The organism is Erythrobacter sp. RANMB8, assembly GCF_056848235.1.
On sequence record NZ_JBREHG010000018.1, the window covers coordinates 1 to 17,424 of the forward strand.

Here is a 17,424-nt window from a genome sequence, read left to right on the forward strand (position 1 = left end):
CAGGGACATCTGCGCCACCGAAGGTGGCCTATAACAAAGCCCTCTTACCCGCCCTTGCGGCTGGCCTCGGCGGCTTCGATTGCCGCCTTGTCCCATGTCACGCGGGTCTGGGTCTGCGGGTTGAAGCGCCCGCCTTCATAGGTGGCGGCCTTGGCGGCGGCGATTTCGGCCTCGGTCAGGAACTCGCTCGGCTGGAGCGCGAAGACATCGATCCCGCGGCTGATTTCGGTGCCGTAGATGTGGCCCTTGTACCAGTAGGTCGACCAGTAACCGCCCAGCACCAGCTGCTTGGTATCGATCGGGCCGCGATCGAAATAGGCGATTTCCTTGGGGTTGGCGCTGTCGGTGAAGTCCATCACGCTGAGGCCGCCCTGATACCACGCCTGCGCGAACAGATCGCGGCCCGGCACCGGAATGATCGAGCCGTTGTGCGCGACGCAGTTTTCCTTGTCGGTCTGCGGTGCGGGCATCTTGTAGTGCGCGCGGAACACCAGCTTGCCATCGACGATGTCATAGACCGCGTTGGCGCCCCAGGTCTTGGGATCGGACGCCTTGCAGCGCGGACGCCCGCCGCCGCCCCATTCGTCGGTGAAGATCACCTTGGTGCCATCATTGTTGAAAGTGGCCGAATGCCAGTAGGCAAAGCCGGTATCGGTCACCGCGTCGATGCGCTTGGGGTTCAGCGGATCGGCAATGTCGAACAGGATGCCGTTGCCCGAACAGGCCCCCGCCGCGATCTTCAGCGCCGGGAACACGGTGATATCATGGCAGTGATCGGTGGGCGCGGTGCGCTGCGTGCCATCGCCGTGATCGCCGCCGCGCCACAGGCCCGCGATCTCGCCGGTTTCGGTATCGGCGAACACGCGCGGGCTCTTGACGATGCGCGCCTTGGACGGGTCCTTTACCGGAATTTCGATCACATCGACCGAAAACAGCGCGGTGCGGGTATCGCCCGGACGGCCGCTGATGCAGCCCGGCAGTTCCTCGGTCTCGCGGATGCCCGCCGTGCCGGAATTGTAGACGATCAGGCGCGTGGCATCGGCGCTGACGATCGAATGGGTGTGGCTGCCGCGGCAAGTCTGCACCCCGCCGACCTGCACCGGACGGGCAAGATCGGAAATGTCGAAGATGCGCAGGCCGCGGAACCGCTCGGTGCTGACCTTGCCCGGCGCGCCTTCCAGCCCGCAATCCACGCGCCCGCGGGTCTGTTCGACGCTCATCACCAGCAGATTGCCGACCACCGAGACATCGCCCTGCCCGCCGGGGCACACCACGCTGCTCATCAGGCTGGGCACGCCGTCGGCCCCCAGCTTGTAGATGTTGAACCCGTGATAGGACCCGGCGACCATCACATCGTCGAAAAAGGCGATGTCGGTATTGGCGAAATCGAGCAGGGGCGAGCGTTCGGCAAACTGGGTGAGGCTTTCCTCCTCGCCGCGTTCGGGGGTCGCGGCGGCGGCCGGTGCGACTGCGGCAGGCGTGGCTGCGGCCGGGGTGGCTTCGGCAGGCTTAGCCTCCTCCTTGGGCTTTTTCGGGGCGACCGGCGGGCGCAGATCGGCAGGGTTTTCGGGGTTGAAGAAGCCTGCGGGCTTGCGCAGGCTGGCGACCTTGGTGAGGTTCCAGATCGCTTCGCCCGCATTGTCGAATCCGGCGGCAAGGCCGGTGCGCGGGTCTTCGGACAGGCCGGCCAGCAGCTTGTCCATCCGCTCGATCTCGCCGGTCTGCTCGCTCTCGATATCGCCGACGAAGCGGTAGAGCACCGGATCGGCGGCGGTGCCGTCTTCATCCAGCAGCTTTTCGACCATCTCCACCGCGCCTTCGTGGTGGGCGATCATCAGGGTCAGGAACTGGCGGTCAAAATCGATGCCCTTGGCGGCGGCCAGCGCGGCCATATCCTCGGGCGAGGCCATGCCTGCCATCATGTGGTGCAGGTGGGCGTCATGGCCCTTCAGCTTGGGATCGGCGGCAGGCTCGCCGCGTTCGGCCAGCCAGTTTTTCATGAAGGCGATTTCATCGGCCTGCGAGGCTTCGATGCGGCCCGCGATCGCCAGCAGTTCTTCGGTATTGGTGCGCTCCTTCACCAGCACCGCCATGTCGAGCGCCTGTTGGTGGTGCACGATCATGTGCTGCATGAAGGTGACATCGGCAGGCGTGTAGCTCGCCTGCGCCAGCTTGATCGCCTGATCGGCGGTCAGCACCTTGCTCGCCTGCCCCGGCGCGCCGGGCTGCACGATCTGCGCGCTTTGGGCAAAGGCGATGCCGGATGCGGACAGCAGCAGGGCGGAGGCGGCAAGGCGCGTGGCGCGGAGCGAGGCAGTGGTGGTCATGATGTCCCCTTGAATGGATGCTTGACCGGTAAACTGCCCTGATCGCCGGGGCAGTCAAGCCCGCGCACACCCCCGCAAGACCGCTTTCGACGAACCTGCATTGCCAGTCGAGCAGCGGCGAATCACCCGCTTCCAGCGCCCCTGTCGCGGTGTCGCCTCCGTTCATCGCAGGCGGCAACATGAGGCCTTGTCGCGGCGAATCGGGCGTGGCTATTGTCCATCGTTAAGGTCGCCGAAACCCTGTTGGAGTAGTTTCACCCCATGGCACGCCCCCGCTTTCTTGCCCTTGCGACCGGATTTGCCGCTGCTCTGGCGGCGCTTTCCTCGCCCGCGGCAGCGCGCAGCGACGAATTGCAGGCGACCTTCGACAGCACCTTCGGCACCCAGGTGCGCACACCCCAGAGCTTTGATGCAATCTATGCCTCCAGCTTCGAGGCGCGGATTGCCGAGCTTGCCAACCCTGCGCAGGGCCGCATCGGCGTGGCCGCGATCGACCTTGCCACGGGCGAGGAGGTGATGGTGCTGGGCGACCAGCTGTTCCCGATGGCCTCCACCAGCAAGGTCGCGGTCGCGGCGGCCTATCTCGAAATGGTGGAACAGGGGCGCTATTCCCTGACCTCGGAATTTCCGCTGATGCTGCCGGTGGCGTCGGCGAAGTTCTCTTCGGCCAAGGCGCCGGTGCGGGCGGGGCAGTATATGCCTGCGATCGACCTGATCGAGATCATGATCTCGCGGTCGAGCAATCCGGCGACCGATGCGCTGCTGGCAGCCGTGGGCGGGCCGGGCGTCGTGAACGACTGGATGCGCCGCAAGGGCATCAGTGATTTCAGCATCAACCGCGATATCGCGACGCTGGTGCGTGACGATGGCGAGTACAATCCCGCGCACCACATCGACCCCCGCGATGCCGCCACCCCGCGCGCGATGGTGCGGCTGCTGGCAGGCATCTATCGCGGCGAGTTCCTGTCCGACCAGAGCCGTCAGGTGCTGCTCGGCGCGATGAGCCGCACGGTGACGGGCAAGCGCCGCATCCCGGCGCACATCCCGCTGGAAGCGCGGGTCAGCCACAAGACCGGATCGCTCAACAACACGTCGAGCGATGTCGGGCTGATCGAATGCCCCGATGGCCGCGTGATCGCGGTGGCGATCTATGTCACGGGGCAAGGCACCAAGGCCGCGCGCGAAGAACGCATCGCCGCGATTGCCCGCGCGCTGTATGATGGTTTCGCCGTGCGCGCCCAGCAAAGCCCGGTGCGCAACTGGGCCAGCGCGCCATACGGCACCGGCGGCTGAGGCCGGTCTTCAGCGGATCGCACAAACAAAAAGGGCGGCGCCTTGCGGCACCGCCCTTTGCGTATGACCGCACCGCCTGAAGCGGCGCGGTTCACATCCGATTACTCGGCAGCAGCGGTCGCAGCTTCGGCGGTCGCGGCAGCAGCGTCAGCAGCTTCGGTCGCGGTCGCGGCAGCGGCGTCAGCAGCTTCGGTGGTGGCTTCAGCAGCAGCGTCGGTGGCTTCGGCGGCAGCGTCGACAGCGGCGTCGGCGTTGGCTTCGGCGTCAGCAGCCATGGCGTCGGCAGCTTCTTCGGTTTCGGTGGCGGTTTCGCCCGAGCAAGCGGCGAGGCCCAGAGCCGAGGTGGCGATGGCGGCAGCGAGGATGATCTTGCGCATAATGTGAAATCCTTCTTCAGCGAATGTCACGCCTCCCGGAAGGGGAGAGCGTCGAGACCGGCTTTGATCCCCGGTTCGAGGCCTCAAATAATGGCAAGATTGGGGCAGCGCAAGCGAATTAAGGCGCCCTGCCCGAATTTTGCCTTATTCCCGCCACAATTGGCCACGCCACCCTGCGCAAACCGGCTACCCCGCGTGCCTGCCCGGTGCTAGCAGGCGGCATGGCAGAAAAGCAGCACCTCTATCTCGTCGATGGCTCGTCCTACATCTTCCGGGCCTATCACCGGCTGCCGCCGCTGACCAATCCCGAAGGCACGCCGGTGGGCGCGGTCTATGGCTATACCACCATGCTGTGGAAGCTCGCCGCCGATCTCGACGAGGCCGACGGGCCGACGCACCTTGCCGTGATTCTCGATGCCAGCGGAGTCTCTTTCCGCAATGACATCTACGAACATTACAAGGCCAACCGGCCCGAACCGCCCGAAGACCTCGTCCCGCAATTCCCGCTGATCCGCGACGCCACCCGCGCCTTCAGCCTGCCCTGCATCGAAGTGCCGGGGCTGGAGGCGGACGATCTGATCGCATCCTACGCCCGCGCCGCGCAAGCGATGGGCTGGGACGTCACCATCGTCAGTTCCGACAAGGACCTGATGCAGCTGATCGGCGAGGTCGATGGCCCCCACGGCCCGGCCCGCATCGACATGCTCGACACCATGAAGAACCAGCGCATCTGGCTGGAGGAGGTCGAGGAGAAATTCGGCGTCGGCCCCGATCTGGTCGGCGATGTGCTGGCGCTGATGGGCGATGCGGTGGACAATGTGCCGGGCATCTTCGGCATCGGCCCCAAGACCGCATCCAAGCTGATCGCCGAACACGGCTCGCTCACCGCCGCGCTCGATGCCGCGCCCGCGATGAAGCCTTCCAAGCTGAAAGAGCGCCTGATCGAAGGGCGCGAGGATGCCGAACTCAGCAAGATCCTCGTCACGCTGAAAGAGGATTGCGACCTGCCGCAGCCGATCGAGGCAATGAAGCTCGGCCCCGTCCCGCCCGAACCGTTGGCGGCCTTCCTGGAAACCCACGGCTTCACTTCGCTGCTGCGGCGGCTCGATGCCGGACGCGGCAGCCCCTCGCGCCCGACCGACCTCAACCCGCCCAAGCCCAGCACCGCCGGCGCCAACGGCAAGGACAGCGCCGAAGGCAACCGCCAGCCGCTGCCCGACATGCCCCCGGTCGACCACAGCGCCTATGAAACGGTGCAGACGCTCGAACGGCTCGAACACTGGGTCCAGCGCGCCACAGCGGCGCGGCTGGTGGCGGTGGATACCGAGACGACATCGCTGGATGCGATCCGCGCCGATCTGGTCGGGGTCAGCCTCGCGCTTGGCCCCAATGATGCCTGCTACATCCCGCTTGGCCATCACAACATCGGCGGGGGCAGCGACGACATGTTCGCGCAGAAGCCGCAGCAGGTGCCGCTCGCCGATGCCATCGCCGCGCTCAAGCCGCTGCTGGAAGACGATGCGGTTCTGAAAGTCTTCCAGAACGGCAAGTATGATCTCAACGTGCTCGCCCGCCACGGCATCGCGGTCGCCCCGATCGACGATACCATGGTGATCAGCTTCGCGCTCGACGCGGGGCGCGGCGAGGACGGCATGGGGGGCGGCCACGGGATGGACGAGCTGGCGCAGCGCCACCTTGGCCATACGCCCATCGCCTTCAAGGATGTGTGCGGCACCGGCAAGAAGGCGATCAGCTTTGGCGAGGTCGCGCTGGATCGCGCCACCGCCTATGCGGCCGAAGATGCCGATGTCACCTGGCGGCTGCACGCGCACCTCAAACCCCGGCTCGCCATCGAGGGCGGCACGCGGGTTTACGAGTGCGTGGACCGCCCGCTGATCCCCGTCGTCGCCCGGATGGAGCGCGAAGGCATCAGGGTGGACCGCGCCCGCCTTGCAAAGCTGTCAGAGGAATTTGCAGGCGAGATCGCCCGGCTGGAAGGCGAAATCCACGCCGCCGCCGGACAGGAATTCACCGTCGGCAGCCCCAAGCAGCTGGGCGAAATCCTGTTCGACAAGCTGGGCTACAAGGGCGGGAAAAAGGGCAAGAGCGGGCAATATTCCACCGATGTTTCGGTGCTGGAAAAGCTCGCCGCAGAAGGTGCGGGCGTTGCGCGGCTGGTGCTGGAATGGCGCCAGCTGGCGAAGCTCAAATCGACCTATACCGATGCCTTGCAGGAAGCGATCAATCCGGCAACGGGGCGCGTCCACACAAGCTATTCGCTGGTCGGCGCGCAGACGGGGCGCTTGTCCTCGACCGATCCGAACCTCCAGAACATCCCGATCCGCACCGCCATCGGCCGGCAAATCCGCGAGGCTTTCGTGCCCGAACCGGGCAATGTGCTGCTCGCGGCGGACTATTCGCAGATCGAACTGCGGCTGGCCGCGCATATGGCCGGGGTCGATACGCTGAAGGAAGCCTTCGCCCACGGCGAGGACATCCACGCCCGCACCGCCAGGGAGATGTTCGGCGAGGTGACGCGCGATACCCGTGCCCGGGCCAAAACGATCAACTTCGCGATCCTCTACGGCATTTCGCGCTGGGGTCTGGCGGCGCGGCTGGAGGTCGAGCCGGACGAGGCGCAGGCGATGATCGACACCTATTTCCAGCGCTTCCCCGGCATCCAGCGCTATATCCACGAAACGCTCGAAAGCGTGCGGGCGCAGGGCTATTCGGAGACGCTGTTCGGGCGCAAGACATGGTTCCCGCGGATCAATTCCAAGAACCAGGCCGAACGGCAGGGCAGCGAACGCGCCGCGATCAACGCGCCGATTCAGGGCACCAGCGCGGACATCATCAAACGCGCCATGGTGCGGATGCTGCCGGCGCTGGAACAAGCGGGGCTGCACGATGTGCGGATGCTGTTGCAGGTCCACGACGAACTGGTGTTCGAACTGCCCGAAGCGCGTGTCGAAGCGGCCACCCCGATCATCCGGCAGGTGATGGCCGAAGCCGCGCTTCCGGCGGTGGAACTCAGCGTGCCGCTGGGGGTCGAAATCGGCACCGGGCTGAGCTGGGATGCAGCACACTAGGCCGTTCTAGGTCCGTCCAGACCCCCTCTAGACCCTGTTTAGACCCCTTTTGGGGGTGTTTTTGCCGGTGCCGCAGCAATGTTTCACGTGAAACATTCTGCGAACACCGGCGTGGCTTCAATCGTGCTTCTTTTCCCGCGTCGGGGTCAGCATATCGGGTGAGAGGAAGCCGATCGGCTGCACCGCGGCAGCGCGCTTTTTCAGCTCGCCGCGCATTTTCTGGTATTCAGCCTCCATCTCCGGCGTGACGGTGGCACGCGAGTCTTTCAGCGCCGCCTCGAAATCCTGCGCTGCGACTGCGGTGACATCGCCCCCCGCCCGCCGCAGCGCGCCCAGCCCGGCGCGGCGCACGAGGTCTTCGAGATCGGCGCCGGTAAACCGCTCGGCCCGCGCGGCGAGCGAGGCCAGATCGACATCGTCGGCCAGCGGCATCTTCGCGGTGTGAATGCCGAGGATATGCTCGCGCCCCGCCTTGTCCGGGGTGCCGACATAAACCAGCTCGTCAAACCGGCCTGGACGCAGCAGCGCCGGATCGACCAGCGCCGGGCGATTGGTCGCGCCGATCACGATCACCGATTGCAGCTCCTCCAGCCCGTCCATCTCGGCAAGGATTGTGTTGACCACACGCCCGGTAACCTGCGGTTCGCCCTGCCCGCTGCCGCGTGCGGGAACGAGGCTGTCGATCTCGTCGATGAACACCACGCAGGGTGCCACGGCGCGGGCGCGGGCGAACAGGCGGGCGATCTGCTGTTCGCTCTCGCCATACCATTTGGACAAGAGATCGCTGGATTTCATCGAGATGAAATTGGCCTCGGCCTCCTTCGCCACCGCCTTGGCCAGCAGGGTCTTGCCGGTGCCGGGCGGGCCATAGAGCAGGAAGCCCTTGGCCGGACGGATGCCGAGCCGCCGGAACGCCTCGGCATTCTTCAGCGGCAGTTCGATCCCTTCTTTCAGCTTGTCGATGGCATCGCCGACCCCGCCGATATCGGCCCAGCCGATGTTCGGCACCTGCACCATCACCTCGCGCATGGCCGAGGGCTGGATGCGCTTCAATGCAGCGAGGAAATCGTCGCGGCACACGAACAGATCGTCGAGCACATCGGGCGGAATCGTGCGCTCATCCAGGTCGAGCCGCGGCATGATCCGCCGCACCGCCTCGATCGCGGCCTCGCGGGCCAGCGCGGCGATATCCGCCCCGACAAAGCCGTGGGTGACGCGGGCGAGCTCATCCAGATCGATGGTCGCATCCATCGGCATTCCGCGGGTGTGAATGCCCAGAATCTCGCGCCGCCCGCGCTGGTCGGGCACGCCGATCACGATCTCGCGGTCGAACCGGCCGGGACGGCGCAGCGCCTCGTCGATCGCATCGGGCCGGTTGGTGGCGGCGATGACGACCAGATTGGCGCGCTTTTCCAGCCCGTCCATCAGGGTCAGCAGCTGGGCGACAAGCCGCTTTTCCGCCTCCCCCGGCACCTGCGTGCGCTTGGGGGCGATCGAGTCGATCTCGTCGATGAAGATGATCGCAGGGGAAGCGCGGCTTGCCTCCTCGAACACTTCGCGCAGGCGTTTTTCCGATTCGCCATAGCCCGAACCCATGATTTCCGGGCCGTTGATGGTGAAGAATTCCGCGTCGGATTCGTTCGCCACCGCCTGCGCCAGACGGGTCTTGCCGGTGCCCGGCGGACCGTGGAGCAGCACACCCTTGGGCGGCTCCACACCGAGGCGGATGAACAGTTCCGGATAGCGCAGCGGCAGCTCCACCATCTCGCGCAGGGCCCGGATGGTCTCCTCCATCCCGCCGACATCGTCATAATTGACCACCGCCCGGGCATCGCGCGCTTCCTCGAATTCGGCGCGCAGTTCGACCTCGGTGTTCTCGTCGATATGGACGATGCCCTTGGGGCTGGTCGAGGCGACGGTGAGCCTGATCTGGGTCAGGGCATAGGCTGGCGCGCGCAACAGCTGGCGAACATCGGCCGGCATGTTCTGCACCGGCTGCTGGCCGGTGGTGGCGACCAGATCGCCAGCCACCAGCGGGCGGCGGAAGAAGTTGCGCTTCAACGCCTGGGTCGGCCCCTGAAGCCGCATGTCGCGCTGGGCCGGAGCAAAGACGACGCGGGTGGCAGGGCGCGATTCGCCGCGGGTGATCTCGACATGCTCACCCGATCCGGCCTCGGCATTGCCCCGCTGGAGCCCGTCGAGCCGCACCACATCGAGCGCGTCATCTTCGGGATAGGCCGCCATCGCGATCGCGGCAGTGGTGCGCTTGCCCTTGATCTCGACCACATCGCCTTCGGTAATGCCGAGCTTCTGGAAGGCCGAGCGCGGCATACGGGCGATGCCCTGCCCCGATTCCTCCTGCCGGGCAGGCGCGACCTGCAACCGGGCAGTGCGGCTGGGCGTAGCGGTTTCGGCGTCGGCCATGGGAAGTCCCTGTCTTGCTGGTTCTCTCGAACCGATAGCTAGGAACCGGCAAACCCGAATGCAATCGCACAGCCCCGGGGAGGACCGCTGGCAGGCGCGCAAAAGGCCCGGCACGCGACGGAAATACGCCGGGCAGAAAAAAAGCCCGGCACTGGGCCGGGCTTGAAAAGTTTGGGAGAGGATGCCTGAAAGGCACTTCGCATATGCAGCAGTGCAAACCTTTGTGCAAGTGCGAAAGCTACATAGCGAGTTGCATAATATGCAATTATGGGTTGATTTGATGTATTTTTATACGAAAGCTTGCATGGAACTGCGAATTTTTTGAGCAGATGCCCGAAATGCAGGCAAAAATTCGGCGGAAAATTGCTTGCTGCATCGCAACATGAAAGTTGATTCACCTTGGCGACTCGCAAGGCGTGACAGCGCGCCCGCAAGCCTCTAATCAGCCTTCGTGACATTCCGCAGACGGCATTCGCGTGCCCGATGCATGAGCGAGCAGGTCATCACAATGAGCAAGATTTACCCCGATGCCACCGCCGCGCTTGAAGGCATCCTCAGGAACGACATGCTGATCGCCGCCGGTGGCTTTGGTCTGTGCGGCATTCCTGAAAGGCTGCTCGATGCGATCCGCGACAGCGGCGTGACCGGCCTTACCTTTGCCAGCAACAATGCCGGGATCGACAACGAAGGCATCGGCAAGCTGCTGCGCACGCGGCAGGTGCGGAAAATGATCAGCTCCTATGTCGGCGAGAACAAGGAGTTCGAACGGCAGTATCTTTCCGGCGAGCTGGAGGTCGAATTCTGCCCGCAGGGCACCCTTGCGGAACGGATGCGCGCCGGAGGTGCCGGTATTCCGGGCTTCTATACCCGCACCGGTGTCGGCACCGAAGTCGCCAAGGGCAAGGAGCACAAGCAGTTCCCTGACCGCGACGGGGTGATGCAGACCTATATCCTTGAACAGGGCATCTTCGCCGACCTTTCGATCATCAAGGCGTGGAAGGCGGACACCACCGGCAACATCATCTTCCGCAAGACTTCCCGCAACTTCAACCTGCCGGCGGCGACATGCGGCAAGGTGTGCGTGGCCGAGGTCGAGGAAGTGGTCCCGGCCGGAAGCCTTGATCCCGACCAGATCCATTTGCCCGGCGTCTATGTTAACCGCATCGTCTGCGGCGCGCCCTATGACAAGAAGATCGAGTTCAGAACCGTGCGTGAGAGGGAGGCGGTATGATCAATCGCAGGCTTGCAATTCTGCCCTTGCTGGCATTGGCGGGGACATCCTTGTCAGGCTGCGTCGCGGTGGCGATTCCGGCGCTGGCAGGTTCTGCCGTGGTCGGCACGCGGGTGGATGGCAAGGGCGGCAAGAATGATGTGCGCCCGGCACCGGAAGCCACTCCGGCGGCAGTTGCGGCAGCGCCCGCACCAAAGCCGCCCGCCGCGGTCCAAAACCCGACCGTCACGGTCGCGGCAGCGCCCGTCGCGGCCCCTGCACCTGCCCCTGCGTCAGTAACGCCGCCGCCTGCTCCCGCTCCGTCCGTTGTGACAGTTCCGGCGACGGCACCGGCGATTGCGGTCCCGCCTGCACCGGTGGCAACGGCGGTCCGGACGCCCGCGCCGGCACCGGTGATCGCGGCTCCGGCAGCAGTGCCAGCCCCGCAGCCCGCGCCTGTCACACTCCCGGCCCAGCGCCCGGCGCCGCCAGTGGCCGTTGCCGCGGCGGCTGTTCCCGCACCCGCCCCCGCTCCGGCGCCGCAAGCTGCAGCACCCGTGCCCTATCCCGATCCGGCCAATCCCATTCCCGGCGACCAGTTGGGCTTTGCGCGCTTCGTGCGTTACGGGCAGGCATCGGCCAATGGTGCCAAAAGCGGTGCGGACCTGCTTTCGGCGATGCTGAGCGATCCGGTGGCGCTGGACGGCCAGCGTCGGCGCTGCGCCGTGGGCGAACAGCCGGTGGCGCTGATCGATCTCGATCCCAAGGGCGGGGTCTTCGCTCCGCCCGCCAACCCTGCCAAGCAGACAGGCCTTGCGCTTGGCCTTGCGATCCTGCGCGAAGCGGGTGTGGAGATTGCGTGGCTGACCGACCTGCCGGTCAACCAGTCGGGCGCGCTGCGCACCGCGCTTGAACAGTCGGGCCTCGACCCGCGCGGGCAGGACATCATCTCGCTCAGCCGCGGGGGCGATGACAGCAAGCAGAAGCGCCGGGAAAACCTCGCCGGAATCACCTGCATCGTCGCCATCGCAGGCGACGAGCGAGCCGATTTCGACGAACGCTACAGATATCTCCGCAGCCCCGAAGCAGGCGTGGGGCTGGAACCGCTGATCGGCGACGGCTGGTTCCTGATCGAACCGCTGCTGGGCACAAAAGGGCAATAACAGGCATGAGCACGCTACCGCAGGGCTGGACCCGCGATGAAATGGCCGCGCGCGCCGCACGCGAGCTGAAGGACGGATATTACGTCAACCTCGGCATCGGCATTCCGACGCTGGTCGCCAACCACATTCCCGAAGGGATGCTGGTGACCTTGCAGAGCGAGAACGGGATGCTCGGCATCGGTCCGTTCCCCTATGATGACGAGGTCGACGCCGATCTGATCAATGCCGGCAAGCAGACCATCAGCGAATTGCCGCACAGCGCCTATTTCGACAGCGCGACCAGCTTCGGCATGATCCGCGGCGGGCATATTGACCTTACCGTGCTGGGCGCGATGGAAGTGGCCGAGAACGGCGATATTGCGAACTGGATGATCCCGGGCAAGATGATCAAGGGCATGGGCGGCGCGATGGATCTGGTCGCGGGCGTCAAGAAGATCATCGTGGTGATGGACCACACCGCCAAGGACGGGACCCCGAAGTTCATCCCGCAATGCACTCTGCCGCTGACCGGAGCGGGCGTGGTGGACATGGTGATCACCAATCTCGCCGTATTCCAGCGGCCCGATCACGCCTCGCCCTTCCGCCTGATCGAGATGGCGCCCGGCGTGACCGAGGCCGACATCGCCGCAACCACCACCGCGCATTACGTGGTGTGATGCTGCGTGCGCTCGCGCTTGGCGTTGTGGCACTGGCGGCGTTAGCAGGAGGGATTCTGGCCTTCGTCTCTCCGCCGCGGCTGCTGTCCTATTACGACCGCGCCTGGGGCGGACGCGAAGGGACGTATCCTGCGGCCGAGGGCGTGCTGTTCGGCAGTCACGGCCAGAGCCTCGACATCTGGGCACCCAATGCCATGCCCGCAGACGGCAAGCTGCCGGTGGTGATCTTCTGGTACGGCGGCGGATGGGCCAAGGGCGACCGCACGTCCTATGCCTTTGCCGGACGGGCGCTGGCGCGGAAGGGATTCCTTGTGGTCATTCCGGACTATCGCAAGGTGCCGGACGTCCACTTCCCTGCCTTTCTCGATGACGGCGCACAGGCGGTGCGCTGGGTGCAGGACAACATCGCGCAATATGGGGGCGATCCGGAGCGGATGGCCTTCATGGGCCATTCGGCAGGCGCCTACGAAGCCGTGATGCTGGCGCTGGACAGCAAACGGCTGGTTGCGGCCGGGGCCGATCCCGCGAAAGTGAAGGCAGCCGTCGGTCTGTCCGGCCCCTATGATTTCTACCCCTTCGACAGCCCGCGCTCGATCGCGGCGTTCAGCCAGTGGCCGCGCCCGGAGGAGACCCAGCCGATCACCTTTGCCCGGACCGACGCACCGCCGCTGCTGCTGGTGACCTCGGACGGTGACGAAACCGTGCGGCCCCGCAATGCCAACAACCTCGGCGCAAGGCTGCGCGAGCTTGGCGCGCCGGTGGAGGTGACAAATTACGGCCCGCTCGACCATGAGGAAATCGTCATGGCGCTCTCGGTGCCGTTCAGGGCCAAGGGCCCGGTGCTGGCAGACAGCACAGCTTTCCTGAAGCGCCACCTGGGGGAATAGGCGATGTGGCTGGCCCAACCCCGCAACCCCAACGCCCCGCTTGCGGGTCTCAAGGTGGTGGAACTCGCGCGGGTGCTGGCGGGGCCATTCTGCGGGCAGATTCTGGCTGATCTCGGCGCGGATGTGATCAAGGTCGAAAGCCCGGAAGGCGATGGCACGCGGCTGTGGGGCCCGCCCTGGGTCGAGCGCACCGATGCGAGCGGCACAGTCCACCGCGAGGCGGCCTATTACCACGCCTGCAATCGTGGCAAACGCTCGATCATCGCGGATTTTGGCAAGGCGGAGGATCTGGCACGGGTCGAGGCCCTGTGCGCCGATGCGGATGTGGTGATCGAGAACTTCAAGACCGGCAGCCTCGCCAAATTCGGCCTCGATTATGCCAGCCTTTCGGCCGGAAACCCCGGCCTTGTCTATTGCTCGATCACCGGCTTCGGGCAGACCGGCCCGCGCGCCCACGAGGCGGGATATGATTTCGTCGCGCAGGGCATGAGCGGCCTCATGTCGCTGACCGGCGAGCCGGAGGGGCATCCGGTCAAGATGGGCATTTCGATCAGCGACCTCGCCACAGGGGTCTGGGCTGCCAACGGCGTTCAGGCGGCGCTGCTGATGCGGGCGCGCACGGGCAAAGGGCAGCAGGTCGATATGAGCCTGCTCGATTGTTCGGTCGGCCTGCTTGCCAATCAGGCGACCTATTTCTTCACCACCGGGCACAACCCGCCGCGGATGGGCAACGCCCACGCGCAGGTCGCGCCCTATGGAGTGTTCGCGGTGAGCGACGGGCACGTGATCCTGGCGCCTGCCAATGACGGCTTGTTTCACAAGCTGATGGCGGTGCTGGGGCGCAGCGAACTGTGCGATGATCCGCGCTTTGTCACCAACGGCGATCGCACCGCCAACGCCCGCGCGCTTGACGCGGAAATCGCCGAGGCGGCGGCTGGCTGGACCAAGCAGGCCCTGCTCGATGCCTGCCACGCCGCCGGCGTTCCTGCAGGCCCGATCAACCGGCTGGACGAGGTTTTTGCCGATCCGCAGGTAATCGCACGCGGGATGCGGGTGGAACTTGGCGGGATGGCCGGGGTGCGCAGCCCCTTCACCTTTTCCGATGCCGACCTAGCGCTGGACCGCCCCTCGCCGATCCACGGCGAACACGGCTAGGCAGAGGCCGCCAGACGTCCGCAAGAAAATCGCTTGACCTAACGTCGCCATCAGTTATTTCTGTTTTTACAGAAATGAATGGTGACATGCGAGTCTTTGATATTCCCGAAGCGCGATCCTTCATCCTCCACTGGGGGGAAATGGGCACGCATTGGGGGGTCAACCGCTCGGTCGCGCAGATCCACGCGCTGCTCTATCTCAGCGATCGCCCGCTCCATGCGGAGGAGATCTGCGAAACACTTGGCCTCGCCCGCTCGAACGTGTCGACCGGCGTCAAGGAACTGCAATCCTACGGCATCGTCCGTCGCACCCATGTCGAAGGCGACCGGCGCGACCATTTTGTGGCCGAGACCGACCTGTGGGAAATGCTCGTCAGGATCGTCACCGAGCGCAAGAAGCGCGAGATCGACCCGACCATCGCCGCGCTGCGCCAGCTGAGCGCCGATATGGAGGGGCGCAGCGACGTGCCGCCCCATGTCGCCGAGCGCATCGGACGGATGCACGAATTCATCGGCACGCTGGCGCACTGGTATGACGATGTGCGCGGCCTGCCCAAATCGACGCTGGTCACGCTGATGAAGCTGGGCGGCAAGGTCGCCCGCCTGATCCCCGGCAAATCCCGCAACTGACAAAGGAGAACACCCGCACGCCCTGTCCGCTTGCCCTTTTCTTTCGGTTTTTACAGAAACAACAGGAGGTATCGATGCATGAATCCCTGAGCTATCTCGCCTATCTTGCCATCAGCATCGCGCTGACCATCTGGGTGGCGCGCACCCTTTCTTCGAATGGCGAGGTGTTTCTGATCGACTGCTTCGGCCATGACGAGGTGCTGGCCCGTTCGACCAATCATCTGCTGGTGGTCGGCTTCTATCTGGTCAACCTCGGCTTCATCCTGCTGGCGCTGCAATTCGGCAAGCCGCCTGAAAGCCTGCCGGAAGCGATCCGCTACCTTTCGGGCAAGGTCGGGGTCGCGGTGCTGGTGCTGGGCGCGATGCACTTCTTCAACATGAATGCGATCGCCAAGTTCGGCCGTAAGGTCGGCGCGTGGTTCCGCGAGGAGCAATGGGCCGCCAATGCCCGGCCAATCGCGAACGAGGCGTAATCACGGATGGCGGGCGGCGACCGTGCCGCCCGCTCCCCCGTATCGGAAGGAAAGAGCGATGATCAACGGACTGACCGCCTTCGCCCGCGCCGTCGGCTGGGGCACGCTGGCAGGGGCTGCGCCCTATCTGGCGGTGCTGTTCGTGCCGATGGCAATCGAATTCAAGGACGATGGCAGCCTTGGCGACATCGCGATCCTGCTCGTCTGGCCGCTTGCCCTGTCAGGCGCGATGGTGCTGGGATCGGCGGTGCTGTTTGGCCTGCCGCTGACCTTTTTTCTCAGCGAGCGACAGCGCGAGGATGGTGGCACCTATGCGCTTGCCGGGCTGGCGCTTGGCGCGCTGGTGCCAGTCATGGTGGTTGCGATGATGGGCGGAGAGATCGGGGCGGAAATCCTGTTCTTCGCCTTGCCCGGTGCCTTTGCAGGCCTTGTCACCGGCACCAGCTGGGGCCGGTGGCGCGAGGCGCTGAACCGTTGAACCGGCCCGGCGCCTCGCGCCATCAATCAGGCCAGCGCGGCCTTGAGATCATCGACCAGATCGAGCCGTTCCCACGGGAAGAAGTCGCCTTCCGCCTTGCGGCCGAAGTGGCCATAGGCTGCGGTCGGCTGGTAGATCGGCTTGTTGAGGCCAAGGTGCGTGCGGATCGAGCGCGGGGTCAGACCGCCCAGCTTGGCGATACCGAGGATCGCCTGCTCGATCTTGTCATCGCCCACAGTGCCGGTTTCGTGCGTATCGACATAAAGCGACAGCGGCTTTGACACGCCAATCGCATAGGCGATCTGGATGGTGCAGCGCGTGGCAAGGCCCGCAGCGACCACGTTCTTGGCAAGGTAGCGGGTGATGTAGGCAGCCGAGCGGTCAACCTTGGTCGGGTCCTTGCCGCTGAACGCGCCGCCGCCATGCGGAGCCGCGCCGCCATAGGTGTCGACGATGATCTTGCGGCCGGTGAGGCCAGCATCGCCATCGGGGCCGCCAATTTCGAAGCTGCCGGTGGGGTTGATGAAATACTCGGTCTCGCGCAGGAGAACCGGGGGGATCACGTCTGCCACGACCTTCTTCACATAGGCTTCCAGCTCGGCCTGCTTGGCGGGATCGTTCTCGTCGTAACCGGCCTTGTGCTGGGTCGAGACGACGATGGCAGTCGCGGCCACTGGCAGCGAGCCTTCGTAACGCAGCGTCACCTGACTCTTGGCGTCAGGCTCAAGGAAAGGCGCTGCGCCCGAGTGGCGGTCCGCTGCCATGCGCTCGAGGATCTTGTGGCTGTAATAGAGCGTGGCGGGCATGTAGCCGGGGGTCTCGTCGGTGGCGTAACCGAACATGATGCCCTGATCGCCCGCGCCTTCGTCCTTGTTTTCCTTGGCATCGACGCCCTGCGCGATGTGGGCGGACTGGCCATGCAGGCGGTTGATGAACTCCAGCTTCTCCCAGTGGAAGCCGTCCTGTTCATAGCCGATGCGCTTCACGGTGTTGCGGACGACCTGCTCGATCTCTTCCTTGGCGCCGGGAGCCCATTCGCCATTCTCGAACACGCCCTTGCAGCGGATTTCGCCCGCCAGCACCACCAGCTGGGTGGTGGTCAGGGTTTCGCAGGCGATGCGCGCTTCGGGGTCTTTCGACAGGAACAGGTCGACGATGGCATCGGAAATCTGGTCCGAAACCTTGTCGGGGTGGCCTTCGGAAACGCTTTCGGAGGTGAAGAGGTAACTGGTGCGCATGAATTCCCCCGGGGGTGTGAAAGTG

14 protein-coding genes are annotated in these 17,424 nt (G+C 65.2%); 10 read left to right on the top strand and 4 right to left on the bottom strand.

Features of this window, described 5'->3' with window-relative positions:
• Positions 1–44: 44 nt before the first annotated feature.
• Positions 45–2,327 (bottom strand): DUF305 domain-containing protein, encoded by a 2,283-nt coding sequence (locus ACU0AG_RS15220; RefSeq protein WP_482783132.1) that lies wholly within the window; start codon positions 2,325–2,327, stop codon positions 45–47.
• Between the two features lie 261 nt (positions 2,328–2,588).
• Here ACU0AG_RS15220 and ACU0AG_RS15225 point away from each other — a divergent pair, with 261 nt between their 5' ends.
• The gene (locus ACU0AG_RS15225; RefSeq protein ID WP_482783133.1) at positions 2,589–3,620 is read left to right on the top strand and encodes a serine hydrolase; all 1,032 of its coding nucleotides are present in this window, start codon (positions 2,589–2,591) and stop codon (positions 3,618–3,620) included.
• Positions 3,621–3,721: 101 nt separating this feature from the next.
• Here ACU0AG_RS15225 and ACU0AG_RS15230 read toward each other — a convergent pair whose 3' ends face one another.
• On the bottom strand, positions 3,722–3,997 hold the full coding sequence (locus tag ACU0AG_RS15230; RefSeq protein ID WP_482783134.1) for a hypothetical protein: 276 nt from the start codon (positions 3,995–3,997) through the stop codon (positions 3,722–3,724).
• A gap of 221 nt (positions 3,998–4,218) precedes the next feature.
• Between ACU0AG_RS15230 and polA the strand changes: the two genes are divergently transcribed.
• Positions 4,219–7,086, top strand: coding sequence for a DNA polymerase I (gene polA, locus ACU0AG_RS15235; RefSeq protein ID WP_482783135.1), 2,868 nt, complete (start codon positions 4,219–4,221; stop codon positions 7,084–7,086).
• 117 nt (positions 7,087–7,203) lie between these two features.
• On the opposite strand, the gene ACU0AG_RS15240 is transcribed toward polA, so the two are convergent.
• Complete coding sequence (locus tag ACU0AG_RS15240; protein ID WP_482783136.1) at positions 7,204–9,510, bottom strand: CDC48 family AAA ATPase; 2,307 nt, start codon at positions 9,508–9,510, stop codon at positions 7,204–7,206.
• Between the two features lie 508 nt (positions 9,511–10,018).
• Between ACU0AG_RS15240 and ACU0AG_RS15245 the strand changes: the two genes are divergently transcribed.
• From ACU0AG_RS15245 to ACU0AG_RS15280, 8 genes are all read left to right on the top strand, one after another.
• Positions 10,019–10,741 (top strand): CoA transferase subunit A, encoded by a 723-nt coding sequence (locus tag ACU0AG_RS15245; RefSeq protein WP_482783137.1) that lies wholly within the window; start codon positions 10,019–10,021, stop codon positions 10,739–10,741.
• Positions 10,738–11,883 carry a hypothetical protein gene (locus ACU0AG_RS15250; RefSeq protein WP_482783138.1) on the top strand — a complete coding sequence of 382 codons (1,146 nt, stop codon included), beginning with the start codon at positions 10,738–10,740 and terminating at the stop codon, positions 11,881–11,883. The genes ACU0AG_RS15245 and ACU0AG_RS15250 overlap by 4 nt, the downstream gene beginning before the upstream one ends.
• A gap of 5 nt (positions 11,884–11,888) precedes the next feature.
• A complete protein-coding gene (locus tag ACU0AG_RS15255) occupies positions 11,889–12,539 on the top strand; it encodes a 3-oxoacid CoA-transferase subunit B (protein WP_482783139.1) in 651 nt (216 codons plus the stop codon).
• Positions 12,539–13,426, top strand: a complete 888-nt coding sequence (locus tag ACU0AG_RS15260; protein ID WP_482783140.1) for an alpha/beta hydrolase — start codon at positions 12,539–12,541, stop codon at positions 13,424–13,426. The genes ACU0AG_RS15255 and ACU0AG_RS15260 overlap by 1 nt, the downstream gene beginning before the upstream one ends.
• 3 nt (positions 13,427–13,429) lie before the next feature.
• A complete protein-coding gene (locus ACU0AG_RS15265) occupies positions 13,430–14,581 on the top strand; it encodes a CaiB/BaiF CoA transferase family protein (RefSeq protein ID WP_482783141.1) in 1,152 nt (383 codons plus the stop codon).
• An 86-nt stretch (positions 14,582–14,667) separates the two neighbouring features.
• Complete coding sequence (locus ACU0AG_RS15270; RefSeq protein ID WP_482783142.1) at positions 14,668–15,210, top strand: GbsR/MarR family transcriptional regulator; 543 nt, start codon at positions 14,668–14,670, stop codon at positions 15,208–15,210.
• Positions 15,211–15,284: 74 nt separating this feature from the next.
• On the top strand, positions 15,285–15,683 hold the full coding sequence (locus tag ACU0AG_RS15275; RefSeq protein WP_482783143.1) for a hypothetical protein: 399 nt from the start codon (positions 15,285–15,287) through the stop codon (positions 15,681–15,683).
• A gap of 58 nt (positions 15,684–15,741) precedes the next feature.
• Positions 15,742–16,161 carry a hypothetical protein gene (locus ACU0AG_RS15280; RefSeq protein ID WP_482783144.1) on the top strand — a complete coding sequence of 140 codons (420 nt, stop codon included), beginning with the start codon at positions 15,742–15,744 and terminating at the stop codon, positions 16,159–16,161.
• 26 nt (positions 16,162–16,187) lie between these two features.
• Here the strand turns inward: ACU0AG_RS15280 and metK are convergent, their stop codons facing one another.
• Positions 16,188–17,399 (bottom strand): methionine adenosyltransferase, encoded by a 1,212-nt coding sequence (gene metK, locus ACU0AG_RS15285; RefSeq protein ID WP_482783145.1) that lies wholly within the window; start codon positions 17,397–17,399, stop codon positions 16,188–16,190.
• Positions 17,400–17,424 lie beyond the last annotated feature (25 nt).